This is a genomic window from Xanthobacter autotrophicus ATCC 700552 (assembly GCF_043194565.1).
Classification (GTDB): domain Bacteria; phylum Pseudomonadota; class Alphaproteobacteria; order Rhizobiales; family Xanthobacteraceae; genus Xanthobacter; species Xanthobacter autotrophicus_F.
The window spans coordinates 1-26,173 of the sequence record NZ_JBAFVS010000031.1 but is presented as its reverse complement, the minus strand read 5'-3'; the positions used below and the strand labels follow the sequence as shown (position 1 = coordinate 26,173).

Sequence of the window (26,173 nt, the reverse complement as noted above, 5' to 3'; positions counted from 1 at the left end):
CGTGCGAACGCACGACGGAGCCATCCTATGTCCCGCTTAGAGACCTATGGGAACGCCTTCCCCAACGCCCAGTTCACCCGCTCGCAGAGCGGCGTGCTCGAAGTCCGCCTCCATACCGATGGCGGAAAGCTGGTCTTCAACGGCCATACCCACGAGCAGTTCGTCGAGCTGTTCCACCAGATCGGCGCGGATCCGGACAATCGGGTGGTCATCCTGACCGGATCGGGCGACGCCTTCATGGATGCGATCAGCCCCGAGGGCTTCGATTTCTTCTCGCCGCGCGGCTACGACAAGATCTATCGCGAGGGCAAGAAGGTGCTCATGAACATCCTCGATATCGAGGTGCCGATGATCACCGCACTCAACGGCCCCGTATTGCTGCACAGCGAATATGCGCTGCTGACCGACATCATTCTCGCCACGCCGCAGACCGTGTTTCAGGACAAGCCGCATTTCGACTTCGGCATCGTGCCGGGCGACGGGGTGAACCTGCTCTGGCCGGAAGTGATCGGCAGCATTCGCGGCCGTTATTTCATCCTCACCCGGCAGGTTCTCGATGCCGAGACGGCGAAGGCGTGGGGCGTGGTCAATGAGATCGTCCCTGCTGACCGGCTGCTCATCCGCGCCCATGAGATCGCCGAAGGGATCGCTGCTCTGCCCCCGCTCACCAGCAGCTACACCCGCATCGCGCTGACGCAGAAGCTGCGCCGGATCATCGACGAGGGGGCTGGCTACGGCCTGGCGCTGGAGGGCATCAGCGCCGCCGAGGTCGCCCGCACGATCGCGGCCGGCTGACCGACGGTTCTTCTCTTCGCCACACGCCATTCCACCCGACAAGGAGCTATCCCATGTCCCTCCAGGCGAAGCTCGACGCCTTCAAGGCCGATTTCGAAGCGGGCAAACCGCCCTACAACGTGCCGCCCGTCGTGATCGAGACCATGCGCCGCGCCAACGCTGAACTGATCGCCTCCAGCGCGGCACGGCAGGCGCTCAAGGCCGGGGAGAAGATTCCCACCTTCACCCTTGCGGACCCCGAGGGGAATGCGGTGTCGTCGGCCGACCTTCTCGCCAAGGGGCCGCGGCCGTCGGCTTCCTTCTATCCGACGATGCGGCGTTCATCACTGGACAGACATTGCATGTCGATGGAGGCGCCTCGATTGGCAAGGCGTCGTTCTGATTTCAGGCCAATGTCGGGATTGGGAGGCGCAGCCAATGTCCGCTCCTGGCGCGAGGTGGCTGCGGCGTCCGTGCGGACGTGCCCCATTGCTGAAGGCGGGAAGGTCCGCTTTCACGTGCTGGGCTATGGCACTCCCCATGGTCGACGGCGTGCTGCACGCGGCGACGCGGTACACAAATCCATGCGTCAGGTCCGAGCCGCGATCGGCGCCGCGACCATCAACCCTGATCTGCTCACGGCCGCCGAGCGGCTGCAATATGAGGGATATCTTCGTCGGGAAGACGCAAACGCGGCCATCCTCCGCTTGGCGAAGGACGGGATCGCGATCAAGGAGATCGTGCGCCGCACCGGGCATAGCCGTGGCCTTGTCCGCAGGATCCTGCGCGGCGAGCGCACGGACGTCTTCCGCTCGCGGGAAAGTTCGCTGGAACGGTACCTGCCGTGGCTTGAGGACAAGTGGGCAGCCGGCGAACGCAACGGCGCGGAGCTGTGGCGACGCCTCAAGCGCCAGGGCTTCCGCGGATGCCTTCGGGTCGTCACCGAGTGGGCGGCACGTCGTCGGCGCGCCGAACGGATGGACAATGATGCACTCAGGCGAACGCCTTCGGCGCGCACCATCGCACGCCTCATGACTATTGGCCGGGACCGCGTGTCCAAATCCGAGAGCGTCACGATCGCGGCCATCGAAGCCGGCGTGCCGTTCCTCGTCGAGGCGCGAGAAATCATCGCCGCGTTCCAGGCCATGATCCGCAAGAAGATTGTCGCAGAGCTCGAGCCATGGCTCAAGCGGGCCAGATCCAGCATGGTCGCGTCATTCGCCAACGGTGTCATCAAAGATCTGGCCGCCGGGGTCGCCGCCATCACCTCGCCCTGGCCAAACGGCCAGATCACCAAGCTTAAACTCGTCAAGCACCAGATGTATGGAAGAGGAAAGCTTGATCTTCTCCAGGCCCGCCTCATCGGCGCCCCTTAGAGCGTCGCCACCAAAACTGCGTCAGACCCAATCTTCCATGCCGAAACACATCGATAGACTCCTTCGGGAAACTGGCAGCCTCTTCGAGAGAGGTCGGCCGCCTTCCCGATCACATTTCCATGGCCATTGGCGAGGGAAAATATTTGAATCCGTCGCCATAGGCTGCCACATGGCCGATGCCCGGCCAGGCAAAATGATAGGCGAGAACCGGAGTTCGGTTTGCCGCCAACATGGAGAGTATTCTCACCCGGGACTGAGCGGACTGCTTGGGGTCCGTGTCATAGAGGAATTCCGTAAGTGGTCGCTCCAGCAGCAGCACCGGATGGTGTGCCAGGTCACCAATATAAGCCAGCGACTTGCCGCCGGTGGTGATCGTGAAGACGGTGTGGCCTATCGTATGACCCGGGGCCGCGATGGCCTGGATGCCGGGCAGGAACTCCTCGCCGTCCCTGAAGAATACCATGCGGTCGCGGTTCGGCACCAAATTCCTGCGCGCCTGATCGAGAAACGCCTTCAGGTTCGGACCAACCGTCTTCTCGTCCGTCCAGTAGTCGTAATCGGCCTGCGAGATGTAATACTGCGCGTTGGGGAAGTTGCGTGATCCGTCATCCGCCATACAACCTCCGCAATGGTCGATATGGGCGTGACTCATCACCACCGCGTCCACATCCTTCGGATCGATGCCCGCCTGCTTGATTGAGTTCATTAACTTGCCGGTGGTGGGGCCGAACAGCTTTGACGAGCCCATGCCGGTGTCGAACACTACGAGCCGGTCGCCGGTGTTCAGGATGAGGATGTTCTGCTCCAGCACGGCGTTGGTCAGCGGCAGGAAATTGTCGGTCAGTTGCCGATCCATCTCCTGATTGGTAAGGCCGGCGAAGTTGCTGTGGGGATCGCCGAGCGGCAGCGTGCCGTCCGAAACCACGGTGATCTCGGCATCGCCGAACTTGAAACGGTAGTAGTAGGGCGCCGGCGTCCCGAGCAGGGGGCCTTTCGCGAAGGCACCGGCCGATGCAGTGGCGAGCGCGCCCACGGACAGCGCTCCACCCAGCATGAGATGACGACGATTCAGCACGATTCTCGAATCTAACATATGGGCTCCCCCTTTTTTCTCCGTTGTCAAAATATGGATTTAGTGCATATTCTTATTTACTTAACGGAATGCATATAATATTTTATTTTAAGATATATATAACGATATTAGCTTTCAGATGACCTAGATCGCCCATTCGGTAGAGGCGCGGAAATCTTATAATCCACCCAAGCTCATATATTTCATGTTGAGATAATCATCGAGCCCGTGCAGAGAGCCTTCACGGCCCATGCCGCTTTCCTTGATGCCGCCGAAGGGGGCCACTTCGGTGGTGATGATGCCTTCGTTCACGCCGACCATGCCGTATTGCAGCATGTCGGTGACGCGGAAGGCGCGGGCGAGGTCCTTGGTATAGAGATAGGCGGCGAGGCCGAACTCGGTTTCGTTGGCGATGGAGATGGCCTCCGCCTCGGTCTCGAAGCGCACCAGCGCCGAGAGCGGACCGAATGTCTCGTCCTTCATCACCATCATACCCGGCTTCACGTCCGCGATGACGGTGGGGGCGAAGAAGGTGCCGCCGAGCGCATGGCGCGCACCGCCCGTGAGCACGCGCGCGCCCTTGGACACCGCATCGGCGACATGGCGCTCGACCTTCTCGACAGCGGCTTCGTTGATGAGCGGGCCCTGCTCGACGCCGTCCTCGAAACCGTTGCCGACCTTCATCGCGCTCGCTCGGGCGCTGAGCTTTTCGGCGAAGGCCTCATAGATACCCGCCTGAACGAGGAAGCGGTTGGCGCAAACGCAAGTCTGGCCGGAATTGCGATACTTGGCCGCCAGCGCCCCTTCGACCGCGCGGTCGAGATCGGCGTCGTCGAAGACGAGGAACGGCGCATTGCCGCCGAGCTCCATCGAGACGCGCTTCACGGTCGCGGCCGATTGCTCGATCAGGATCTTGCCGACGCGGGTCGAGCCGGTGAAGGTGATCTTCCGGACGATGGGGCTCGACGTGAGCGCGCCGCCGATAGCCTTCGCGTCACCCGTCACGACGTTCACGACGCCCTTGGGAAGGCCGGCCATTTCAGCGAGCACGCCCCAAGCGAGGCCGCAATAGGGGGTGAGTTCGGACGGCTTGACCACGATCGTGCAGCCCGCCGCCAGCGCGGCGCCAAGCTTACGGGCGATCATGGAGAACGGAAAGTTCCACGGCGTGATGGCGCCGATTACGCCCACCGGCTCGCGGGTGACGAGGATCTTGCGGCCCTTCCACGGCGAGGGGATCACCTCGCCATAGACCCGGCGCGCCTCTTCGGCAAACCACTGCACATAGGCGGCGGCTATCAGCACCTCGCCCTCGGCTTCCTTCAGCGGCTTGCCCTGTTCGCTGGTGAGGAGGGCGGCGAGGGTGTCGGCATTGGCGCGGATGGCGTTGGCCATGGCGACGAGCTTTTTCGCCCGCTCGGCGGCCAGAAGGCCGGCCCAGCCGGGAAAGGCCGCGCCGGCGGCGGCGATAGCGCGCTCGGTTTCCGCCGCGCCGACATCGGGAATGGTGCCAAGAGCGGCGCCGGTCGCCGGGTCGGTGACGGCGATGGCCGCGCCGTCATCGGCGCCGATCCAGGCGCCGTCGATCAGCACGGCTTCGCGAAGGAAGGCATTCTTTGCGCTAGACGTCATAATCTCATTTGTCCTGGTTGCGGTCGGCGCGTCGCTCAGGACGGCGCGTCGGTCAAGACGGAGTCGGCATGGTCGGCGATGGCGGGGAGGGGATCAGAACGCCTCTTCGTAGATGGCGAGCACGTCGGCCTCGGTCATCTCGCGCGGGTTGTTGACGAGCAGACGGGTCTGCTTCATCGCTTCGCGCGCCATCATCGGCAAAGCGTCGCGCGGGATCTGCACCTCGTGGAGGCCCTGGGGCACCTGGAGGTCGCGGCCGAGTTCGGAGAGCTTCTCGACGAATGCCTCGCCCCGCGCACTCCCGGAGACCGACGCCAGCTCTGGGAAGGCGTCCGCCGCGATCTCGGCATAGATAGGCGCCGCCTTCGGCAGGTTGAAACGCAGCACCGGCGCCAGAACCAGCGCGTTGGAGAGGCCGTGCGGCACATGGAAGTACCCGCCGATCGGATAGGCCAGCGCGTGGACCGCAGCGACCGGCGAGTTGCCGAACGCCTGGCCGGCGAACAGCGCGCCGAGCAGCATGGCCGCGCGGGCGTCGCGGTTCTGCCCGTTGAAGGTCGCCTCGCGGATATTGGCGCCGAGCAGGCGCAGCGCTTGGCGGGCAAGGCCCTGCGAGATCGGGTTGTTGTTGGGCGAGGTCGAGGCGTAAGACTCGATCGCGTGCACCATGGCATCGATGCCGGTGGCGGCGGTGACCGCCGGCGGCAGGCCGACGGTGAGCTCGGCGTCGAGCACCGCGATGTCCGGCAGGAGCAGCGGGGAGACCACGCCGGACTTCATCGCCTCGCCGGTGGTGATGATGGCGACGGGCGTCACCTCCGAGCCCGTGCCGGCGGTGGTGGGCACCAGCACCAGCGGCAGGCGCGGGCCCCTGGCCTTGTTGACGCCGTACACCTCCGAGAGCGCCTCGCCGCTGCCAGCGATCAGCGCCGCGACCTTGGCAACATCCATCGGCGAGCCGCCGCCGATGGCGAGCACGCCGGTCGCCTTGTGGGCGCGGATGGCCGAGACGAGGGACAGCACATTGGCTTCCGGCGGATCGGCGACCACGTCGTCGAAGATCTCGACGGCGATATCAGCGCCGGCCAGCGACGCGAGCGCGGCGTCGAGCAGGCCGGCGCGGCGCAGGCCAGCGTCGGTGACGAGCACGATGCGCGCGCCGAGCGAGGGCTTCACGATCTCGCCGATGCGCGCCGTGGCGCCGATCTGCGAAATGACGGTCTTGGTCGTGCTGAAGATGAAGTCGTTCATGTCCGTCGTCCGTTCAGGTCCGCATCTCGTGGTGTCGGCCGTTGGCCCGCGGTGGCAGTCAGGTTGGAGGAGCGTCCGCTTTGCCAGCGTCGATCTGTCCACGATCGATGCGGTAGACCTTGTCCAGGCTGCCGCCGGCATGCTGTAGATCGGCGCCGGAGAGCAGCACCGACAGCCCGAGCGGGCGCAGCGAGGAGACCACTTCGGCGATGCGCTTGGAGAGCGCCGGGGCGACGCCCTCGAACGGCTCGTCCAGCATGAGCAGCTTGGTGCCGACCATGTGAGCGCGCCCGATGGCGACGAGCTTCTGCTGGCCCCCGGAAAGCTGGAGCGCACGGCGATGGCGGAACTCGCGCGCCTCGGGGATCAGCCGGTAGGTGTCCTCCAGCCGCTCGCGGGCGTCCTTGTGGTGGTTCGCCCAGGAGGGAAGCAGGAGATTTTCCTCGACCGTCAGCTCAGGGATGAGCCGGCGGTCCTCCGGTGCGAAGCCGATGGCGCGGCCGGCGCGCTTGTGGGCCGGCTCGGACGAGATGTCGGTGCCCTCGAAGCGCACCGAGCCCGCCTGAAGCGGTAGCAGTCCCATGACGGCGCGCATGATGGTAGTCTTGCCGGCGCCGTTACGGCCGATGATGCCCACCATGGCGCCCTGCGGGACCAAGAACGAGACCCGGCGCAGGATCTGCACCTGGCCGATGGAGACGTCGATACCCCGGACGTCAAGCATGGGCCTTCTCCTCGCCGATGATGAGCGTGCGCACCTGCGGGTCGTTCATGACCACGTCCGGCTTGTCGTCGATGAGCACGCGGCCCTCGAAGAAGGCGAGCACGCGGTCGGAATAGCGGCGCACGATCTCCATGTCGTGCTCGACGAAGAGCACGCTGACATGGTCGGCGCGGGTGGCGGCAATTACCCGGTCCATAATCGGGAACTTCTCCTCGCTCGACACGCCGCTGGTCGGCTCGTCGAGGAACAGCACGCGCGGACGTCCCACCATCGCCACCGCGATGTCGAGCAGCTTGCGGATGCCCTCCGGCATGGTGCCGGCCAGCGAATCCCCGAAACGCTCCAGGCCGAAACGCTCCAGCGTCTCACGCGCTGAGCGCTCCAGGACCTTGTCCGAGAACATGGCGAAGCCGCCAAAGCCCTGGCTCTTCAGCGCGGCCTCGGCGAGGGAGAGGTTCTCCACCGCCGTCAACGAGTTGAAAAGCTGCGGGATCTGGAAGGAGCGGGCGACGCCTCGCCGGGTCACTTCGCGCGGCGTGAGGCCGACGAGCTCGCGCCCGTCCAGCACGATCGAGCCCTCGTCCGGCTGCAGATAGCCGGTGATCATGTTGATGAAGGTGGTCTTACCGGCGCCGTTGGTGCCGATCAGCCCGGAGATGGTGCCGGGCATGATGTCGACATTCACGTCGTTGGCGGCGACCACCGCGCCGAAGCGTTTGCGTAGTCCCTTGGCGGCGATGATGGGGGCGGTCATGACTTCTCTCCCGCATTCGCGGCGCGCGGGCCGCGGCGCACGAGGCCGGAAAGGCCCTGCGGCAGGAACAGGATGAGGGCGAGGATGATGAGGCCGAGCACGAGCTGCCAGGTGTTCGGGGCATATTGGTAGGCGAAGGAGCGCACCACCTCGAGCACGACAGCTGCGACGAAGGGGGCGACGACACCACCGGTGCCGGCGAGGATCGCGATCACCACGAATTCGCCCGAGGTCGCCCAGAACGCCATTTCGGGATCGATATGGCCGACGATGATTCCGCTCATCGCCCCGCCCAGCGCCGCCATCACCGCGGCGAGCACGGAAGCGATCAGCACCGCGCGGTTGGCCGAGGCGCCGAGATATTCGACGCGGATCTCGTTGTCACGCACGCCGGAGAGTAGCCGCCCGAAGGCGGTGGCGCCGAACAGGCCGAGATTGATCGCGCCCAGCACGCAAACCGCGAGGAGCAGGACGAGGCCGTTTATCCGGTCGGCGCCGGTGAGCGGAATGCCGAGCAGCGTCACACCATGGACGTTGAAGCCGTCGGTGCCACCGAGCTCGGTTGTCTTCACTAGGATGCCGTAGAGCAGCATGGAGAGCGCCAGCGTCAGCATGGCGAAGAAGATGTCGCGGTAGCGCGACAGCAACAGGCCGAGGACGAAGGCGACGACTGCCGCGCCGACGGCGGCGATGGCGAGCAGCGCTGCGGCGTCCTTCAGCCCCCAGAACTGCGAGGCGAGGCCGACCGTATAACCGCCGAGCGCGTAATAGAGGCCCTGGCCGAACGAGACCAGGCCGCCGCGCATCAGCAGCACGAGGCCGAGAACGGGCAGGCCCTTGGCGAGGCCGATGGCGAGGACGAAGTTCCAGCTCGGCAGGAACCATGCGATCAGCGCGAGGAGCGCCGCACCGCCGATGAGCGGCGGCAGGAAGGTGAAGGTCCGGTTCATATCTTGCGCAACTCCACGCCCGCGAACAGGCCCTGTGGACGGATCGCCAGCACCAGCGCCATGACAGCATAGACGCTGAACACCTCTAGTTCCGGCCAGTAATGGACCGCGAAGGACCGCACGAAGCCGACGATCAGCGCACCGACCACGGTGCCGGGGATCGAGCCGAGACCGCCGATGACGACGACGGCGAACATCATCACCACCACCTCGACGCCCATGCCAGGCACGACGGAAATGGTGGGGGCGGTAAAGGCGCCGCCCACCGCCGCCAGCACCGAGCCGGTGACGAACGCGATGAGGTTCCAGAGCCCGACGTTCACGCCCATGGCCCGCGAAATCTCGGGGTCATGGATGACCGCACGCAGGATCTTGCCCCTGGCGGTGAACTGCAGGAACCAGGTCAGCAGTCCGCCCACCACGATGGCGACGGCGACGATGAAGAGGTTGTAGGTGGGATAGATCAGTTCGCCGAGCTCGACCTGCCCGAAAACCCAGAGCGGCTCCGAGGCGATCCAGGGATCGACGCCCCAGATCAGCTTGATGACGTCTTCGAGGATGAGGAAAAGGGCATAGGTGACGAGCAGGAGCACGATCGGATCGCGGCCGGCGAAGTGGCTGAGGAAGCCACGCTCCACCACCAGACCAAGCACCAGCCCGGCAATCAGCGCCGCGACGATCATCACCGGCACGATGCCCCAGGCCGGCAGATCTTGAGCGAACCACCAGCCGAGCAGGGTCACCGCGACATAGGCACCGATGGCGTAGAAGGTGCCGTGCGCCATGTTGAGGATCTTCATCACGCCATAGATGAGCGTCAGCCCCACGGCGATGATGAAAAGCCAGGAAGAATAGAGGATGCCGTCGACGACGGCGCCGAGAAGTCCGTTCATGTCCTGCTCTTTTCGGAAATGCGGAGAGCGCCGGGCGGGGCGCACCCCGCAGCTCAGGCCGGCCGCCGGCATCAGGCAATCCCTCCGGTCCGGGGACCGGAGGGACGCGACCTCAGTTGCCGGCCTTGAGGCCCGCCTTGATCCAGTCGGCGGTGGTGGTGCCTTCCGGCGGGTTCACGCGCTCCGGCGGATAACGCACCACGTCGATGAAGGCGATGTTGCCGTCACCGTCCTTCTTAACGCGGCCATAGACCATCTCCTGCACGGCTTGGTGGCCCTTGCCGAGGCTCATCTCGACCTTGCCCGAGGGGCCCTCGAAGGAGAGGCCGGTAAGCGCCTTGGCGATATCTTCCTTGCTCGGCACCTTAGTGGCGTCGCCGCCCTGCGCCTTCTCATAGGCGAGCTTCGCCGCCATCAGAGACTGGACCATGTGGTAGGAGGGATAGCTCGGCAACTCGTTGGTCTTGTCGTTGTACGCCTTGCGGAACCAGTCATTGTAGGCATTGGCCGGCGCGAAGATGCCGTTTGGGCCGCGGGCGCCGATGATGGTGCCGTCCGGGATCTGCTTGGCCTGGCGGTGCAGCGCGGTCTCGCCCGAGGTCAGCACCACCACCGAATTCTTGAACAGGCCGCGCGGAGCGCCCTGCAGGATCAGGCCCTCGAGATCGCCGCCCCAGAAGCTGGAATGCACGACGTCCGGCTTGGTGCCGAGGATCGCCGAGATCTCGGCATTGTACTGGCCGGCGCCGAGCTTGGGCATCTGCGAGGTGGTGAGCTTGGTGTCGGGCTTGATCGACTTGAGCGTGCCCTCGAAGTCCGCCCAGGCGTCCTGACCCCAGGCATAGTTCTGGTTGATGCCCGCGTAGCTCTTGAACTCGGGCAGCTTCTCCGTGACGTAGAGCGCGGCGGCGACATTATCCATGGTGGCGGTCGCGACGGGGCGGAAAACGTACCGGTAGTCGCCCGCCTCGAAGATGCGCGGCGTGCCGCAGTCGAAGAGCAGGGTGAGGGTCTTCATCTCCTCGGCGACGGGCGCCACGGCGAGGCAGTCGCCGGAGGAGGTGTAGCCCACCACCATGTCGACGCCCTGCTGCTCCACGAGATTGCGGAACTCGGACACCTGCTTGGTGGTGCCGCCAGCCTCGTCGATCACCACGAGTTCAACCGGACGGCCGCCGAAGCCCTTCTTGTCATAGGGCGCGGGCAGGGTGCCGGCATTGGCGGCGGCGGCGAATACCTCGGCGGCATTCTTCGCCGGAATGCCGAAGGGACCGGCGGCGGCGCCGGAGAGGAAGGTCGGAACGCCGATCTTGAACGGCTTGTCGCCCTGGGCCTGCGCCATGGAGGGCATGGCAGCAACAACGGTCGCGCAGGCGAGCGACGACATCAGGCGTGAGAGATTCATCGTGTTCCCCTTGGTTTCCTACCGTGCCCTGATTGATCTACAGGCTTCGATCATGTATCGTTCAGCATATTGAACGATGTTCTATATAGTGTATGAGAGGGATATAAGGGCATTCCCTATCGAAAGACAAGACACAGTTCGGAGGTAATTCGTGCCCACCCAGAAGACCGTCGCGAACAAGGACGTGCCCGCCGTCAGCCGAGCCGTTGCCATTCTCGATCTTGCCGCCTGCAGCAACGCCCCGCTGGGGCTTGCCGATGTGGCGCGCTCGCTGGGCTTGCCGAAAAGCACGGCTCACGGCCTGTGCGCGACGCTGGTCAATCTCGGCCTGCTGCGTCGACGGGGCAGCGGATTTGTGCTCGGCGGCCATGTGATGCGCTGGGCCAACGCCTTCGCAGCGCGCTCCGACATCGTCGAGGAGTTCTCCCGGCTATGGGATGAGACGCCAGCGCTCCGGGTGGAGACACTGACCCTGACGATCCTCGACGGCGCCGATGTGGTCTACATCGCCTCGCGTCATGGCGAGGACCCGCTTGGCATCACCTTTCGCATCGGGATGCGCCTGCCGGCGGCCTTCACAGCCACCGGCAAGGCCGTGCTAAGCACCATGGAGCGCGACGAGGTGCTGGGCCTCTATCCCCACGGATTGCCGCCTCCCCTTACAACACGCACCGTGCGCGACATCGAGACGTTGGAGCGGGAGCTAGATGAGGTGCGCGTGCGGGGGTTCTCCGTCGACGACCATCAGGTTCGAGATGGCATGGTCTGCGTAGGCGCGCCGATCTTCGATTTCTCGGGCGAACGGGCGATTGGCGGCTTCGCCATTTCCATTCTCGACCCGCACTTCGAAGGCGCACACGTCGATAGGCTCGGCGCCGATGTGATTCGTTATGCGCGCTTGCTGTCGGAGCGGCTCGGCTCCTGAAACACGATGGTAAGAGACCTGCCAAAGGCGAGGCCGATGAACACAGGCACATATCGTCATTCGCCGGGTGTTCGCGACGGCTGATCTGAGCCCAGCAAACTGGAGCGTTCGGAGTTAGAGTTCTGCGCTCCCCCTTGGCCGGGAGGAGCGGAAGACGATGAAGGCATCGCCGGCTGGTGCCGTGTACCAACCTTTGAATGGCCGCTTCTGGCGGCAAGCCCGATGTCGGCTTATGTGAAGGGTTTCGGATGCCGGCCCGATCACGATGGTGGGGCTGATCGCACGGGCCGGCGTCGGAAAGCCTCCAGGGGAGGAAACCGCGGTCCGACGTGGGCGACGGTTGAGGTTGTTGCGGTGCTATGGGGATTTTGGGTCTGGGCTGGGGGCTGTGTGGTCTTGCTGGTGACGGTTGCCAGAACACCTGACAGTCCGGAACAGTGCCGTGGGGCTGGCAGCGCCCGTTGATGAGTGCGCGGCCGGGTTCCATGACGAGACTGAGCGCGGGATGGTCGGCGCGAGGACGAAGCTATCCTTTGCGCCTACGACGCGGCCTGCCGGATGCAGTTGGAGTTCGAGAGAGGTGGCGCCGCTCATGAGGTGTCGATCCTGATGGAGGCACTGGCGGGCCAGGTCTTCGGCGCCGAGCCCCGGGCGAAGGTCTCGATGATGGTCATGATGCCGGCGCAGCACGGGCAGCGCAGCGTGGCCTCTGGTCGTATCGTTTCGGCAGGCGTGGCTCCCTCCGGCGAGGCGCGCACCTGCTGGTCTACGAGCAGCGCGCGGACCCTCTCGATGTTGGCGGCGCGCACCGCGCTGGCGAACAGGCCGTAGTGCCGGATGCGGTGGAAGCCATCGGGCAGGACATGGAGCAGGAAGCGGCGGATGAACTCGTCCGCCGGCAGGGTCATGGTCTTGATCCAGCTATTGCCGACGGCCTTGGCCCGGGCGCGATAGTCCTTCCAGCGGAAGGTGACACCACGGGCGTCCATGGCGAGGAGCCGGCTGTTGGAGATCGCCACGCGGTGGGTATAGCGCGACAGATAGGCGCACCGCCGCGGGTCCCGCGAACGGGCGCTTGGCGTAGACCACCCGCTCGGCCCGGCACAGGGGTGCCAGCATGGCGTCGAACGCTGCGGTCTCCGCCAGCGGGTCGAGGTCGCCGAAGAAGGCGAGCCGGCCGGCGGCATGCAGGGCGCGCAGCCCGTCGAGGAAGAGCCGCCGGAACAGGCGGGACAGCACCCGCACCGGCAGGAAGAAGCGGGACCGGCCGGCGATCCAGCGTGTGCCGTCGGCAGACAGTCCCCCGCCGGGCACCACGGCATGGATATGGGGATGATGGGTGAGTGCCGAGCCCCAGGTATGGAGCACGGTGGTGACGCCGATGCGGGCGCCGAGATGCCGGGGGTCGGCGGCGATGGTGGTGAGCGTCTCGGCCGAGGCCTTGAACAGCAGGTCGTAGACCGCCGCCTTGTTCTGATAGGCGATGGCGCCGATCGCGGCCGGCAGGGTGAAGACGAGGTGATAATAGGGCACCGGCAGAAGCTCGGCCTGCCGGGCGGCGAGCCAGTCCCGGGCTGTTGCTCCCTGGCACTTGGGGCAGTGCCGGTTGCGGCAGGAGTTGTAGGCGATCTCCACATGGGCACAGTCGGCGCAGCGCGACACATGCCCGCCGAGCACCACCGTGCGGCAGGAGCGGATTGCCGACTTCACCTTCAGCTGGCCGCGGCTGAGGTGCCCGGCATGCGCCCTCTCATAGGCATCGCCATGGGCGTTCAGGATATCCGCGACCTCGAGCGCAGGCCGCGCCATGGATCGGTACGAATTACAAGGGCGGCGGTGTCAGTAATGAGAGCGGGCTCTCCACCTCGCGCAGGGTCTTCAGGGCGACGCGGGTGTAGACGGCCGTGGTGTCGAGCTTGCGATGCCCGAGCAGGACCTGGATGACGCGGATATCGGTCTTGCGCTCCAGCAGATGGGTGGCGAAGCTGTGCCGCAGGGTGTGCATGGAGACGCGCTTGTCGAGCCGGGCGGCGGAGGCTGCCGTCCTGCAGGCCCGGTCGAGCTGGCGGGTGGTGATGGGCTGGCCGGGATCGCGGCCGGGAAAAAGCCAGCCCTGTGGCCGGCGCTCCTTCCACCAGCGGCGCAGCAGATCGAGCAGATCAGGCGCAAGCATCACATAGCGGTCCTTGCGCCCCTTGCCTTGCTCCACGCGGATCAGCATCCGCGCGCTGTCGATATCGGCGACCTCGAGATGGGCCACCTCCGACACCCGCAGGCCGCAGCCATAGGCAATGCTGAGGGCGGCGCGGTACTTGAGGTTCGGCGCATGGGCGAGCAGCAGCGCCACCTCCTCGGTGCTGAGCACCACGGGCAGGCGCTCAGGGCTGGGGATCCGCGCCATCCGGTCGCCGAAGCCGGCCCGGCCCAGCGTGATGTGGAAGAAGAAGCGCAGCGCCGTGCAGGCAAGGTTCATGCGGGCATAGCTGGCGCCAAGACTAGCCAGATGCAGCTGGTAGCGCCGCAGGTCCTCGGGCTCGGCCTGGTCCGGCGCCCGGCCGAGGAAGGCGGTGAACGCGGCGACCTGGCGGACATAATCGCGCTGGGTGTGCTCGCCGAACCGACGGATGGTCATGTCCTCGATCATCCGCTGCCGCAGCGGGCTGACGGTCGGCCGTCTGCTGGTGGGGTGCTCCTGATGGTCCATGGGGCTCTCCTGTCCGAAGAAACCCCGTGATGGTCCGCCCGCCTATGCCGGGCGCCACATGGAAAGTACCCAACCGCCCGTCATGCAGGGCGCCTACCGCGGCAGCGGTTTAGTCCATTGGCGCATGCTGCAGGTTCAAGGGGATGCCACGCCGAGGGCTTCCGAAAGACCTCGAACGGTTGCGCCACATGCTGCCCGGTCACGGCTTTACGGCAGATTCAGATGGTAGCGCGTATATCGGCGCTCGCCGGTTCGCGTCAGGGCGCCTTTCTCGACCAGATCGTGCAGGTCACGCGTGGCGGTGGGGCGTGAGGTGCCGGTGATCGCGAGGTAGTTCTCCGCGCTCAGGCCGCCCGTGAAGCCGCCGGGGCCCTCACGGAAGAGACGGGCGATCACCTTCTCCTGCCGTTCGTTCAACTTGTCGCGGAAGCGATCGTAGAAGTGCGCCTTGGCGATGTGGAAGGCGACGCGGCCGAGCGTCGTCTGCTGGGCCTCAATGATCGTTTGCGCGAAATAGACCAGCCAGCCCGTGACATCGAGCGTCCTCTGGTGGACTTCGAGCTGATCGTAATAGGCATTGCGATGCTGCTCGATGGTATGGGCGAGGGCGATCAGGGTCGGCTGCCCGATGTTCTGGGCCAGGGATTTTTCTGCGAGCGCGCGACCGATGCGGCCATTGCCGTCCTCGAAGGGGTGGATGCTCTCGAAATAAAGATGTCCGATCCCGGCCCGGGTGAGTGCCGGCAGGGGCGTTTCACCGTCGGGGGCCGAGCCATTGAACCAGGCGAGATAAGCGGCCATCTCTTCCGGAACCCGGGAGGATGGCGGCGCCTCGAAATGCACGGTTGGCCGATCCTGGCGGCCGGACACAATCTGCATCGCGTCTTCATGGCGACGGTAGCCGCCGATCGTCTCCAGATGCCGGCTGTCCGCCATCAGCATGCGGTGCCAGCGGAACAGTGTGTCGGCGCCGAGGGGATCCGCCCAGCTCCGATAGAGATCGACCATCATCTCCGCGATGCCACGCTCTTTCGGCTTCACGTTTCGATTGTCAGTGTCGAGGCCGAGCTGACGACGCAGGGAGGATTGCACGCTGAGGCGATCCAGCGTCTCCCCTTCGATCGCGCTGGTCTTGACGGCCTCGTCGCTGAGGAGTTCGATCCGCAGCAGGTCCCGCTCGCCCTCGCTGACATGCCGAACCGCACCGATCACCTCGCCGGTGAGCAGCAGGAACCGCCGCTCCAGCGGTTCGAGGGCAACCGGATCATAGGCAAAATGCGGCCAGCCGTGCTGCGTCCAGTTCCACACCATGAGCGATAGAGTCTCCCACTATCAATCACATATTAGCGGATATGTGATTGATAGATAGCCGCCCTATCGCTCACGGCAGTGCGAAGGAGAACTCCGAGCGTGATGCTGGGTCGATAACGTGACGCGCGCGACAGGGGGAATGGTCCCCCTGCTGCCGAACGCGTTCCAATCTGCGATAGGATCGAACGGGGATCAGGGATGGCACATGGGATTCGGCGTCTTCATTCACCGCTCGGACTCGATCTATGACGACAGCCCGGCTGAGCGGTATCAGTTCCCGCGCCCATATCTGGGACGCGTCGAGGCCTGCGTCGGTGACTGGATCGTCTACTACGAACCCCGGAAAGTGGCGGAGACCCGCGGCTATTTCGCGATCGCCAGGGTCGAGCGCGTCGTTCCCGAACCCACCGCTCCGGGCATGTATCTCGCTCTCATCGAACCGGGCAGCTATCTGGATTTTGCCCGCCCGGTACCGTTCACCGATGCGGATGGCGTAATCGAGCGCGGTGTGCTGAACGCGGACGGGCGCATTTCGGGGCGTGCGCAAGCCGCCGTGCGTCCGCTCTCGCCGGACGATTTCAACCGGATCGTCACTCTCGGGCTGAATGACAGCGAGCCGCTGCTGCCCCGCGTCGAGGCGGGTGCCTCCCTCTCAGGCTTTGAAGAAGAACAGGCGCCATTCGCGTTCGAGCAGCCCCGCGAGCGAGTCGACACTCTGTCCTCTCGCATCGTCCGCGACCGCATTTTTCGGGGCGTCGTGCTGCGCGCCTACGACGAGCGCTGTGCCATTAGCGGGCTCAAGCTGATCAATGGCGGCGGGCGTGCCGAGGTGGCCGCAGCGCATATCCGCCCGGTGGAAGCGAATGGCCCCGACATCGTCAGCAACGGGCTGGCGCTGTCGGGTACGGCCCACTGGATGTTCGATCGCGGGCTGATCAGCCTCTGGATGATCTGGACATTCTCATTTCCCGGCAGACCAACGATCCCGACGGCGTGCGCACCTTCATCAACAAAGACGGCCGCGCCATCGCGCCCCGGAGGCTGATCGAGCGCCCCCATCCGCATTTCCTGCGCTGGCACAGGGAGCATTGTTTCAAGCCGTGAAGCGGAGGCTCCCTATGAAGCTTCCGATCACTGCACAGCAGTTCCGCCGTTCGCCTGTCATTGCACGCCACGCTGCGATGCGGAGGGAATCGTGTTGAACCGGCCCAATATCGGGCTCTTTTAATCATCCCCGACCGGGATGAGATCGTCAGGACCCCGGCACGTCGGGGTTCGCATGGCGGCAGCACATCATCATCCGGGTTTTGCCCGCGGCGCGCGGATGCTGCGCACGGCGCTGGGTCCGGCGATCGCCCGGCATCTGGCAGACCCGGCCGTCGTCGAGGTGATGCTGAACCCCGACGGGCGGCTGTGGATCGACCGGCTCTCGGAAGGGTTGGGCGACACAGGCGAGAAGCTGTCGCCCGCTGACGGCGAACGCATCGTTCGCCTCGTCGCGCATCATGTCGGCGCCGAGGTGCATGCCGGAGCTCCGCGCGTTTCAGCCGAGCTGCCCGAGACGGGAGAACGGTTCGAGGGCCTGCTGCCGCCGGTCGTCGCAGCCGCGACCTTCGCCATCCGCAAGCCCGCCGTCGCGGTGTTCACGCTCGCCGATTACGTAGCTACTGGGATCATGTCGGCTGGCCAGGCCGAAGCCTTGCGCTCGGCCGTGGCGTCTCGCGCCAACCTCCTGGTGGCCGGCGGCACCTCGACGGGCAAGACCACACTGACCAATGCGCTGCTCGCCGAGGTCGCGAAGACCTCCGATCGCGTTGTTCTCATCGAGGATACGCGCGAGCTGCAATGCGCGGCGCCGAACCTCGTCGCCCTGCGCACCAAGGATGGAGCCGCTTCGCTCTCCGACCTTGTTCGTTCCGCGCTGCGGCTGCGTCCGGACCGCATCCCCATTGGCGAGGTGCGCGGCGCGGAAGCGCTCGATTTGCTCAAGGCCTGGGGTACCGGCCATCCCGGCGGCATCGGCACCATCCATGCCGGCAGCGCCATCGGCGCGCTGCGCCGGATGGAGCAGCTCATTCAGGAAGCCGTCGTCACTGTCCCGCGCGCGCTGATCGCCGAGACCATCAATCTCGTGGCCGTGCTTGCGGGCCGCGGCGTGGCCCGCCGGCTTACAGAACTCGCCCATGTAGAGGGCCTTGGCCCCGATGGCGACTACCGCATCACCCCTGTCCTCACCGGAGATCCCTCATGATCCGATCGCTCCATCGCGCCCGTAGCGCAGCCCGGCTGGCCGCGTCTGTCACCTGCATCAGCCTGATGGCCACGGCCAGCGCTTATGCCTCCGGCTCCTCCATGCCGTGGGAAGCGCCGCTGCAATCCATCCTTCAATCGATCGAAGGCCCCGTCGCCAAGATCATCGCCGTCATTGTCATCATCTCGACCGGGCTGGCGTTGGCCTTCGGCGACACGTCGGGCGGCTTCCGCCGGCTGATCCAGATCGTGTTCGGCCTGTCGATCGCCTTCGCCGCCTCGAGCTTCTTCCTGTCCTTCTTCTCCTTCGGCGGCGGAGCGCTCGTCTGATGGCGGAGACGGTTGAGGTTCCGGGCTTCAACGTACCGGTCCACCGGGCGCTGACCGAGCCGATCCTGCTCGGCGGCGCGCCGCGTGCCATCGCCATCGTCAATGGCACGCTTGCCGGGGCCGTGGGCCTCGGCCTGCGCCTGTGGCTGGTCGGCCTCGCCATCGGGATGATCGGCCATGTCGCGGCGGTGTGGGCCGCAAAGCGCGATCCGCTTTTTGTCGAGGTGGTGCGTCGGCATCTGCGCATCCCCGCGCACCTCACGGTCTGAGCGGGGTGCCATGATGATGAACCTCGCCGAGTATCGCCTCCGCAACCGCCGCCTTGCCGATTTCCTGCCCTGGGCGGCGCTGATCGCGCCCGGCATCGTGCTGAACAAGGACGGCTCGTTCCAGCGCACCGCGCGTTTTCGGGGGCCGGATCTCGACAGCGCCGTGCCGGCCGAGCTGGTCGCGGTTGCCGGGCGGCTGAACAACGCCTTTCGTCGCCTTGGCTCGGGATGGGCGATCTTCGTGGAGGCGCAGCGCCATGCCGCCGCGACCTATCCGGCGAGCACTTTCCCGGATGCCGCTTCCGCACTAGTCGATGCCGAGCGCCGGGCCGATTTTGAAGAGGCTGGCAGCCACTTCGAGTCGAGCTATTTCCTGACCTTCACTTATCTGCCGCCCGCCGAGGATGCGGCGCGCACCGAAGCCTGGCTCTATGAAGGGCGGGACAAGGCGGGCCTTGATCCCCATGAGACGCTGCGCGGATTTGCCGACCGAACCGATCGCCTTCTCAACCTCATCGACGCCTTCATGCCGGAATGTCGCTGGCTCGATGACGGCGAGACGCTGACCTACCTGCATGGCTGCGTCTCGACGCATCGGCACCGTGTCCGCGTGCCGGAGACGCCGATCTATCTCGACGCTCTGCTTCCCGATCAACCGCTCACCGGCGGGCTGGACCCGCGCCTTGGCGACCAGCATCTGCGGGTGCTGACCATCACCGGCTTTCCCACGGTGACGACGCCCGGCCTACTCGATGAGCTGAACCGGCTGGCCTTTCCCTATCGCTGGTCGACCCGGGCGATCCTGCTCGACAAGACGGATGCGGTCCGGCTGCTGACCAGGATCCGCCGCCAGTGGTTCGCCAAGCGCAAATCCATCGCCGCGATCCTGAAGGAGGTGATGACCAACGAGCAATCCATCCTCGTGGATTCGGATGCCGCAAACAAGGCGGCCGATGCCGATCTCGCGCTCCAGGAGCTTGGCGCGGACCATGCCGGCATCGCCTATGCCACTGCGACCGTGACGGTGTGGGACGCCGATCCCCGCATCGCCGACGAGAAGCTGCGGCGGGTCGAGAAGGTCATCCAGGGTCGCGATTTCACCGTGATACCGGAGACGATCAACGCCGTCGATGCCTGGCTGGGATCTTTGCCCGGACATGTCTATGCCAATGTCCGGCAACCACCGGTCTCGACGCTGAACCTCGCCCACATGATCCCCCTCTCGGCAGTGTGGGCCGGCGAGAGCAGCGATGCGCATTTCGATGCACCGCCGCTGCTGTTCGGCAAGACCGAGGGCTCGACCCCGTTCCGGTTCTGCCTCCATGTCGGCGATGTCGGCCACACCCTCGTTGTGGGCCCGACCGGCGCGGGCAAGTCCGTGCTGCTGGCGCTGATGGCGCTGCAGTTCCGGCGCTATGCGGGCGCGCAGGTGTTCGCCTTCGATTTCGGCGGCTCGATCCGGGCCGCGGCGCTCGCCATGGGCGGTGACTGGCACGATCTTGGTGGCTGGCTCAGCGAGGGGAGCGCGGAGAGTGTTTCGCTTCAGCCACTCGCGCGCATCGATGACGCTGCCGAGCGCGCCTGGGCCGCCGACTGGATCGTAGCAATCCTCACCCGCGAAGGCGTCCCCATCACGCCGCAGGTGAAGGAACATATCTGGACGGCGTTGACATCGCTCGCCTCGGCGCCGGTTGAGGAGCGCACGCTTACGGGCCTCTGCGTCCTTCTGCAGTCCAACGACCTGAAGCAGGCACTGCGTCCTTATTGCATCGGCGGCGCCTGGGGCCGGCTGCTCGACGCCGAAAGCGAGCATTTGGGCATCTCCACCGTCCAGGCCTTCGAGACCGAAGGGCTAATCGGGACTGAGGCCGCGCCTGCGGTGCTGGCCTATCTGTTCCACCGGATCGAGGACCGGCTCGATGGATCACCGACCCTCATCATCATTGATGAAGGCTGGCTGGCGCTGGACGATGACGCCTTCGCCGGCCAATTGCGGGAATGGCTGAAGACGCTGCGCAAGAAGAACGCATCCGTCATCTTCGCCACGCAGTCGCTGTCCGACATCGACGGCTCGGCGATCGCGCCCGCGATCATCGAGAGCTGCCCGACACGTCTTCTGCTTCCCAATGAGCGGGCCATCGAGCCGCAGATCACCGCCATCTATCGCCGCTTCGGCCTGAACGACCGGCAGATCGAGATCCTCGCGCGGGCCATGCCGAAGCGGGACTATTACTGCCAGTCGCGGCGCGGCAACCGGCTGTTTGAGCTGGGCCTGTCCGACGTGGCGCTGGCGCTGTGCGCTGCGTCCTCCAAGACGGACCAGCAGGCCATCGGCAAGATCTTCGCCGCGCATGGCCGCGACGGCTTCCTGGACGCCTGGCTGCGTCATTGCGGCCTAGGCTGGGCCGCCGACCTCATTCCCAACCTCACTCTGGAGACGCAGCCATGATGCTGTCCCGTCCGCGCGCGCTCACCGTCGCCGTCGCGCTGCTGACCGCGCCGCTCGGCCTGTCCCCCGTGCTGTCCCCATCCGCGCAGGCCCTCACGGTCTATGACCCGTGGAACTACGCGCAGAACATGATGTCGGCCGCCCGCGCGCTGGAGCAGATCAACAACCAGATCACCTCGCTTCAGAACGAAGCGCAGATGCTGATCAACCAGGCCCGCAATCTCGCCAGCCTGCCGCACTCCTCGCTGCAGCAGATCCAGCAATCGGTCCAGCGCACCCAGCAGCTGCTGGGACAGGCCCAGAGCATCGCTTTCGATGTGGGCCAGATCGACCAGGCATTCCAGCAGCGCTATGGTAACATTCCGCTCTCGGCCTCCGATGCCGATCTCGTCGCCGGTGCACGCTCGCGCTGGCAGACCACGGTCGGGGGGCTACAGGATGCGATGCGCGTGCAGGCCGGCGTCGTCGGCAATGTCGACGCCAACCGGGCCGAGATGGCGACGCTTGTCGGCCAGAGCCAGGGCGCAACCGGCGCGCTTCAGGCCACGCAGGCCGGCAACCAATTGCTCGCTCTGCAGTCGCAGCAGCTCTCCGACCTGATCGCGGTGATGTCCGCCAATGGACGCGCCGCGGCGCTATCCGAGGCGGAACGCGCGACCGCCGCCGAGCAGGGCCGCGAGCAGCGCCGGCGCTTCCTCACTCCGGGCACCGGCTATCAGGCCGGCAATGCCCGCATGTTCAGCAACTGAGGGAGGCCGACATGGACGGAGCCATGCTGGCCCGGCTCGGCGCGGTGATCTTCGTAGCCATCGCCGGCACGGCTGCGGTCGTGGAGATGAGCCGGGAGGAGAAGGCGCCGGCGACTTCACCCATTCGGACGGTCGCGGCCGCGCGCGATCCGCTGCGCGATGAGCAGCGGCGGTGTCAGCAGCTTGGAGAAGCTGCCGCGCAGGATACCGCGTGCCTGAAGGTCTGGGCGCAGACACGGGACCGGTTTCTCGGACGTCCCGCAACGACTGAAGGTCGTTGAGCCATGAACGGCACCGGCGTCATCGACAATTTCCTCGGGGTCTTCACCTCCTATATCGACAGCGGCTTCGGCCTGCTAGGCGGCGAGGTCGCCTTCATCGCCACCACGCTCATCGTCATCGACGTGACGCTGGCGGCACTGTTCTGGTCCTGGGGCGCTGATGACGACATCATCGCCCGGCTCATCAAGAAGACCCTGTTCGTCGGCGTCTTCGCCTACATCATCGGCAATTGGAACAACCTCGCCCGCATCGTCTTCGAGAGCTTTGCCGGGCTCGGGCTGAAGGGCTCGGGAACGGCATTTTCCGTCAGCGACCTCATGCGTCCCGGCAAGGTGGCGCAGACCGGGCTCGATGCCGGCCGGCCGCTGCTCGAGTCCATCTCCGATCTGATGGGCTGGGTCGCCTTCTTCGAGAACTTCATCCAGATCGCCTGCCTGCTGTTTGCCTGGGCGCTGGTGCTGCTCTCCTTCTTCATCCTCGCCGTCCAGCTCTTCGTCACCCTGATCGAGTTCAAGCTGACCACGCTCGCCGGCTTTGTGCTGATCCCCTTCGGCCTGTTCGGCAAAACCGCCTTCATGGCCGAACGGGTGCTGGGCAATGTCGTGTCCTCCGGCATCAAGGTCATGGTGCTCGCCGTCATCATCGGCATCGGCTCGACCCTGTTCGGCCAGTTCACCGCGGGCTTCGGTGGCCAGACGCCGACCATCGACGATGCGATGGCCATCGTGCTGGCCGCCCTTTCGCTGCTCGGCCTCGGCATCTTTGGTCCCGGCATTGCCGCCGGCCTTGTCTCCGGCGGCCCGCAGCTGAGCGCGGGAGCCGCTGTCGGCACCGGCCTCGCAGCTGGTGGCGCCCTGATGGCGGCCGGCGGTGCCGCCATCCTCGCCGTCCGGGGCGGCGGGGCCGCGCTCTCGGCGACGGCGGCTGCGGCGCGGGGTGGCGCAACGGCCTACAGCCTCGGTTCCGCCGGCCAGTCCGGCATGGCGGGTGTCGCCTCGGGACTGGGTGGCGTCGCGCGAGCCGCAGGCTCCGCCGCCGTGTCACCGCTGACGAACGCCATCAACGGCACGGCCTCGGCTTCCTCCGCCGGCGAGGTGCCCGACTGGGCCAAGCGCATGAAGCGCGGCCAGTCCCTTCGCCACGGCGTCTCCGCCACCGCCCATGCTGTGCGCTCCGGCGACAGCCATGCCGGTGGCTCTTCCGTCTCCCTGTCTGAGAGCGACCGCTCATGAGCCTCTTCAAGCGACCCGCGACCCATTACGGCACCTCGCCCGAGCCGGTCACGCCCTATCAGAAGGCGGCCCAGGTCTGGGACGAGCGCATCGGCTCGGCCCGTGTGCAGGCCAAGAACTGGCGGCTGATGGCCTTTGGCAACCTGTTCCTCTCGGCCGGCTTTGCCTTGGCGCTGATCTGGCAGTCGACGAGGGGCACCGTCGTGCCTTGGGTGGTCGAGGTCGATCGCCTCGGACAGACGCAGGCCGTTGGACCCGCAACTGGAAATTATCGCCCGACCGATCCGCAGATCGCCTGGCATCTCGCCCGTTTCATCGAGCAGGTTCGCAGCCTTCCGGCCGACCCCGTCATCGTGCGGCAGAACTGGCTTCGGGCCTATGAGTTCACCACCGATCGGGGGGCTGCCGCTCTGAACGACTATGCCCGCGCCAACGATCCCTTCACGCGGGTGGGCAAGCAGCAGATCGCGGTTGAGGTCGCCAGCGTGATCCGGGCCTCGCCGGATTCCTTCCGTCTCGCCTGGGTCGAGCGGCGCTATGAGAACGGCCAGCTCGCCACCACAGAGCGCTGGAGCGCGATCCTGACCCTGGTGATCCAGCCGCCGCGCGATGCCGAGCGCCTGCGCACCAATCCCCTCGGCATCTATGTCAACGCAATCAGCTGGTCGCGGGAGATGAGCCAGTGAACACGTCTTTCCGTAACCCCGCATCTCCGGCTTTCCGCCGCTACGCCTTTGCGGTTCTCCTGCTCTCCGCGACGATGCTGGGCGGTTGCGCATCGGCACCGAAGCCGCCGCAGATCAGCTATGACAGTGAGGTGCCGGCCCTTCCGGTAGTGCCAGCGGTCGTTACGGACGAGCGGCCGCGCCCGCTTCATACGCCGCCCGCCTGGACGCCGGCCAAGGGCGGCACGGATGCGAAAACCCCGGTTGCCCGCGTCGAGAACGCCAATGCGGCGGCCCGCGTGGAGCCTCGCCGCGAGGGCTATTACAACGCCATCCAGATCTACCCGTGGAGCGAGGGCGCGCTCTATCAGGTCTATGCCGAGCCCGGCCAGATCACCAATATCGCGCTGGAGCCGGGTGAAAGCCTGACCGGGAGCGGACCGATCGCGGCGGGCGACACCGCGCGCTGGATCATCGGCGACACCGAGAGCGGCGAGGGTGCGAGCCGGCGCGTGCATGTGCTGGTGAAACCAACGCGGGCGGACATCTCCACCAACCTCGTCATCACCACCGACCGACGCAGCTACATGATCGAACTGCGCGCCGGCGAGAAGCCCTATATGCCGGCCGTCGCCTGGGCCTATCCGCAGGCTCCGGGAGCGCAGCGCCAGAGTGTTCCGCCGGCCCCGGTCATTCCGGCCTTCGCGGCCCGCAACTATCGCTACGCGCTCTCCGGCGACACGCCGCCCTGGCGGCCAATGGCTGTCTATGACGATGGGCGCAAGGTCTATGTCGAGTTCCCGCGCGGCATCGTGCAGGGCGAAATGCCGCCGCTCTTCGTCATCGGCGCGGATGGCGAAGCCCAGATCGTCAACAGCCGCATCCACCAGAACATCTTGATCGTGGACCGGCTGTTCGGTGCCGCCGAACTCCGCCTCGGTGGCGGCGAGCGTCCGCAGAAGGTGCGGATCGAGCGCACGGACGGGAGGCCGGCATCATGAGCAACCCCGACAATCATGACATTGAGGCCGATCTTGCCTCCCCGGCCACGGATCACGCCGCCGCCATGCGGCTGCGTCCCGAGCCGCCGCGCGTCACGCGTCTCTCCCGCAAAGTGCTGGCCGGGGCCGGGCTGGTTGTCAGCCTCGGCATAGGCGGCGCCCTGATCTATGCGCTGCAGGGTCGCGACAAGGGCACTGGCGGCGAGGAGCTTTACTCCACGCAAAATCGCCCCACCGCCGACGGCCTTGCCGGCCTGCCGCGGGACTACACCGGGCCGATCCTCGGGGCCCCGCTGCCCGGCGATCTCGGTCGGCCCATCCTTGACGCGCAGAACCGCGGCCAGCCCGTCGTGCCACCGACAATGATGGCGCCGCAGACCGATCCCGAACAGCAGCGGCGTCTCGCCGAACAGGAAGCCGCGCGGACCAGCCGCGTATTCTTCCAGGCGGCGCAGGCTCGCGCGACGGCGCCTTCATCGGCAACTGCTTCCGGCTTCAGCGGACTTGGTGCAGCAGGACCGGGTGGCACGCCTTCTGCCCAGGACCGCCAGCTTGCCTTCCTCAATGCCGCCGTGGATCGGCGCGTCGTCGCATCCGATCGGGTCATGGCGCCGTCATCGCCCTATGTGCTGCAGGCGGGCGCCGTCATCCCGGCCGCGCTGATTACCGGCATCCGCTCCGACCTGCCGGGCCAGATCACCGCACAGGTGACCGAGAACGTCTATGACAGCCCGACCGGGCGGATCCTGATCATTCCTCAGGGTACGCGGCTGCTCGGCCAGTACGACAATGGCGTCGGCTTCGGCCAGCGCCGCATCCTGCTGGTCTGGAACCGGCTGATCTTCCCCAATGGTCGCTCCATCGTGCTGGAGCGCCAGCCCGGCACGGATGCGCAGGGCTATGCCGGCCTCGAGGATGGCGTCGACATGCACTGGTGGGATCTCGCCAAGGCGGTCGGCCTCTCGACGCTGCTCTCCGTCAGCGCCGAGCTCGCCATGGATGATGAGGACGAGCTGATCCAGGCGCTGCAGAGCGGGGCGCAGGACACCATCAACGATGCCGGCCAGGAGATCATCCGCCGGCAGTTGCAGGTCGCCCCGACCCTGACCATCCGGCCCGGCTTCCCGGTGCGGGTCATGGTCACCCGTGACCTGGTATTCCGTTAACGGAATACA

General features: G+C 66.0%; 22 protein-coding genes and 4 pseudogenes. 15 read left to right on the top strand and 11 right to left on the bottom strand.

Going from position 1 to position 26,173, the window contains the following annotated elements; all coding sequences use genetic code 11:
- Positions 1–27: 27 nt before the first annotated feature.
- The 3 genes and pseudogenes from V5F48_RS22235 to V5F48_RS22225 all read left to right on the top strand — a co-directional run.
- A complete protein-coding gene (locus V5F48_RS22235; RefSeq protein ID WP_394260358.1) occupies positions 28–795 on the top strand; it encodes an enoyl-CoA hydratase/isomerase family protein in 768 nt (255 codons plus the stop codon).
- 277 nt (positions 796–1,072) lie between these two features.
- Positions 1,073–1,177: pseudogene (locus tag V5F48_RS22230) on the top strand (SDR family oxidoreductase); the annotation flags it as partial.
- A gap of 136 nt (positions 1,178–1,313) precedes the next feature.
- Positions 1,314–2,150 (top strand): annotated as a pseudogene (locus V5F48_RS22225) (transposase); the annotation flags it as partial.
- A 109-nt stretch (positions 2,151–2,259) separates the two neighbouring features.
- Here V5F48_RS22225 and V5F48_RS22220 read toward each other — a convergent pair.
- From V5F48_RS22220 to V5F48_RS22185, 8 genes are all read right to left on the bottom strand, one after another.
- A complete protein-coding gene (locus V5F48_RS22220; RefSeq protein ID WP_394260357.1) occupies positions 2,260–3,243 on the bottom strand; it encodes an MBL fold metallo-hydrolase in 984 nt (327 codons plus the stop codon).
- Between the two features lie 156 nt (positions 3,244–3,399).
- A complete protein-coding gene (locus V5F48_RS22215; protein WP_394260356.1) occupies positions 3,400–4,854 on the bottom strand; it encodes an NAD-dependent succinate-semialdehyde dehydrogenase in 1,455 nt (484 codons plus the stop codon).
- A 93-nt stretch (positions 4,855–4,947) separates the two neighbouring features.
- Positions 4,948–6,105: an iron-containing alcohol dehydrogenase gene (locus tag V5F48_RS22210; RefSeq protein WP_394260355.1), complete on the bottom strand. Its 1,158-nt coding sequence runs from the start codon at positions 6,103–6,105 to the stop codon at positions 4,948–4,950.
- Between the two features lie 58 nt (positions 6,106–6,163).
- Entirely contained in the window at positions 6,164–6,829 is a 666-nt protein-coding gene (locus V5F48_RS22205) for an ATP-binding cassette domain-containing protein (protein ID WP_394260354.1), read from the bottom strand.
- Positions 6,822–7,583, bottom strand: a complete 762-nt coding sequence (locus tag V5F48_RS22200) for an ABC transporter ATP-binding protein (protein ID WP_394260353.1) — start codon at positions 7,581–7,583, stop codon at positions 6,822–6,824. The genes V5F48_RS22205 and V5F48_RS22200 overlap by 8 nt, the downstream gene beginning before the upstream one ends.
- Complete coding sequence (locus V5F48_RS22195) at positions 7,580–8,533, bottom strand: branched-chain amino acid ABC transporter permease (RefSeq protein WP_394260352.1); 954 nt, start codon at positions 8,531–8,533, stop codon at positions 7,580–7,582. Before V5F48_RS22195 ends, V5F48_RS22200 begins: the two co-directional genes overlap by 4 nt.
- Positions 8,530–9,426, bottom strand: coding sequence for a branched-chain amino acid ABC transporter permease (locus tag V5F48_RS22190; RefSeq protein WP_394260351.1), 897 nt, complete (start codon positions 9,424–9,426; stop codon positions 8,530–8,532). The genes V5F48_RS22195 and V5F48_RS22190 overlap by 4 nt, the downstream gene beginning before the upstream one ends.
- A gap of 112 nt (positions 9,427–9,538) precedes the next feature.
- Positions 9,539–10,831 carry an ABC transporter substrate-binding protein gene (locus tag V5F48_RS22185; RefSeq protein WP_394260350.1) on the bottom strand — a complete coding sequence of 431 codons (1,293 nt, stop codon included), beginning with the start codon at positions 10,829–10,831 and terminating at the stop codon, positions 9,539–9,541.
- A 151-nt stretch (positions 10,832–10,982) separates the two neighbouring features.
- Between V5F48_RS22185 and V5F48_RS22180 the strand changes: the two genes are divergently transcribed.
- Positions 10,983–11,756 carry an IclR family transcriptional regulator gene (locus V5F48_RS22180; protein ID WP_394260349.1) on the top strand — a complete coding sequence of 258 codons (774 nt, stop codon included), beginning with the start codon at positions 10,983–10,985 and terminating at the stop codon, positions 11,754–11,756.
- Positions 11,757–12,346: 590 nt separating this feature from the next.
- Here the strand turns inward: V5F48_RS22180 and V5F48_RS22175 are convergent.
- From V5F48_RS22175 to V5F48_RS22165, 3 genes and pseudogenes are all read right to left on the bottom strand, one after another.
- A pseudogene (locus tag V5F48_RS22175) lies at positions 12,347–13,565 on the bottom strand (IS91 family transposase).
- A gap of 13 nt (positions 13,566–13,578) precedes the next feature.
- On the bottom strand, positions 13,579–14,460 hold the full coding sequence (locus V5F48_RS22170) for a tyrosine-type recombinase/integrase (protein ID WP_394260348.1): 882 nt from the start codon (positions 14,458–14,460) through the stop codon (positions 13,579–13,581).
- Between the two features lie 207 nt (positions 14,461–14,667).
- A complete protein-coding gene (locus V5F48_RS22165; RefSeq protein WP_394260347.1) occupies positions 14,668–15,771 on the bottom strand; it encodes a Fic family protein in 1,104 nt (367 codons plus the stop codon).
- A gap of 205 nt (positions 15,772–15,976) precedes the next feature.
- Here V5F48_RS22165 and V5F48_RS22160 point away from each other — a divergent pair.
- The 11 genes and pseudogenes from V5F48_RS22160 to V5F48_RS22110 all read left to right on the top strand — a co-directional run bounded on the left by V5F48_RS22160 (position 15,977) and on the right by V5F48_RS22110 (position 26,164).
- Positions 15,977–16,875 (top strand): annotated as a pseudogene (locus V5F48_RS22160) (HNH endonuclease).
- A 175-nt stretch (positions 16,876–17,050) separates the two neighbouring features.
- Positions 17,051–18,022 carry a P-type conjugative transfer ATPase TrbB gene (gene trbB, locus V5F48_RS22155; RefSeq protein ID WP_394260346.1) on the top strand — a complete coding sequence of 324 codons (972 nt, stop codon included), beginning with the start codon at positions 17,051–17,053 and terminating at the stop codon, positions 18,020–18,022.
- Positions 18,019–18,351 carry a TrbC/VirB2 family type IV secretion system protein gene (locus tag V5F48_RS22150; protein ID WP_341992224.1) on the top strand — a complete coding sequence of 111 codons (333 nt, stop codon included), beginning with the start codon at positions 18,019–18,021 and terminating at the stop codon, positions 18,349–18,351. The genes trbB and V5F48_RS22150 overlap by 4 nt, the downstream gene beginning before the upstream one ends.
- Positions 18,351–18,620 carry a VirB3 family type IV secretion system protein gene (locus V5F48_RS22145; protein WP_394260345.1) on the top strand — a complete coding sequence of 90 codons (270 nt, stop codon included), beginning with the start codon at positions 18,351–18,353 and terminating at the stop codon, positions 18,618–18,620. Before V5F48_RS22150 ends, V5F48_RS22145 begins: the two co-directional genes overlap by 1 nt.
- A 13-nt stretch (positions 18,621–18,633) precedes the next feature.
- Positions 18,634–21,069, top strand: coding sequence for a conjugal transfer protein TrbE (trbE, locus tag V5F48_RS22140; protein ID WP_394260376.1), 2,436 nt, complete (start codon positions 18,634–18,636; stop codon positions 21,067–21,069).
- Entirely contained in the window at positions 21,066–21,818 is a 753-nt protein-coding gene (gene trbJ / locus V5F48_RS22135; RefSeq protein ID WP_394260344.1) for a P-type conjugative transfer protein TrbJ, read from the top strand. The genes trbE and trbJ overlap by 4 nt, the downstream gene beginning before the upstream one ends.
- Before the next feature lie 11 nt (positions 21,819–21,829).
- Entirely contained in the window at positions 21,830–22,099 is a 270-nt protein-coding gene (trbK-alt, locus tag V5F48_RS22130; protein WP_394260343.1) for a putative entry exclusion protein TrbK-alt, read from the top strand.
- 3 nt (positions 22,100–22,102) lie between these two features.
- Positions 22,103–23,332, top strand: a complete 1,230-nt coding sequence (gene trbL / locus V5F48_RS22125) for a P-type conjugative transfer protein TrbL (protein WP_394260342.1) — start codon at positions 22,103–22,105, stop codon at positions 23,330–23,332.
- Positions 23,329–24,018 carry a conjugal transfer protein TrbF gene (trbF, locus tag V5F48_RS22120; protein ID WP_394260341.1) on the top strand — a complete coding sequence of 230 codons (690 nt, stop codon included), beginning with the start codon at positions 23,329–23,331 and terminating at the stop codon, positions 24,016–24,018. Before trbL ends, trbF begins: the two co-directional genes overlap by 4 nt.
- Positions 24,015–24,998 (top strand): P-type conjugative transfer protein TrbG, encoded by a 984-nt coding sequence (gene trbG, locus V5F48_RS22115; RefSeq protein ID WP_394260340.1) that lies wholly within the window; start codon positions 24,015–24,017, stop codon positions 24,996–24,998. Before trbF ends, trbG begins: the two co-directional genes overlap by 4 nt.
- The gene (locus V5F48_RS22110) at positions 24,995–26,164 is read left to right on the top strand and encodes a TraB/TrbI/VirB10 family type IV secretion system protein (protein ID WP_394260339.1); all 1,170 of its coding nucleotides are present in this window, start codon (positions 24,995–24,997) and stop codon (positions 26,162–26,164) included. The genes trbG and V5F48_RS22110 overlap by 4 nt, the downstream gene beginning before the upstream one ends.
- Positions 26,165–26,173: the final 9 nt, after the last annotated feature.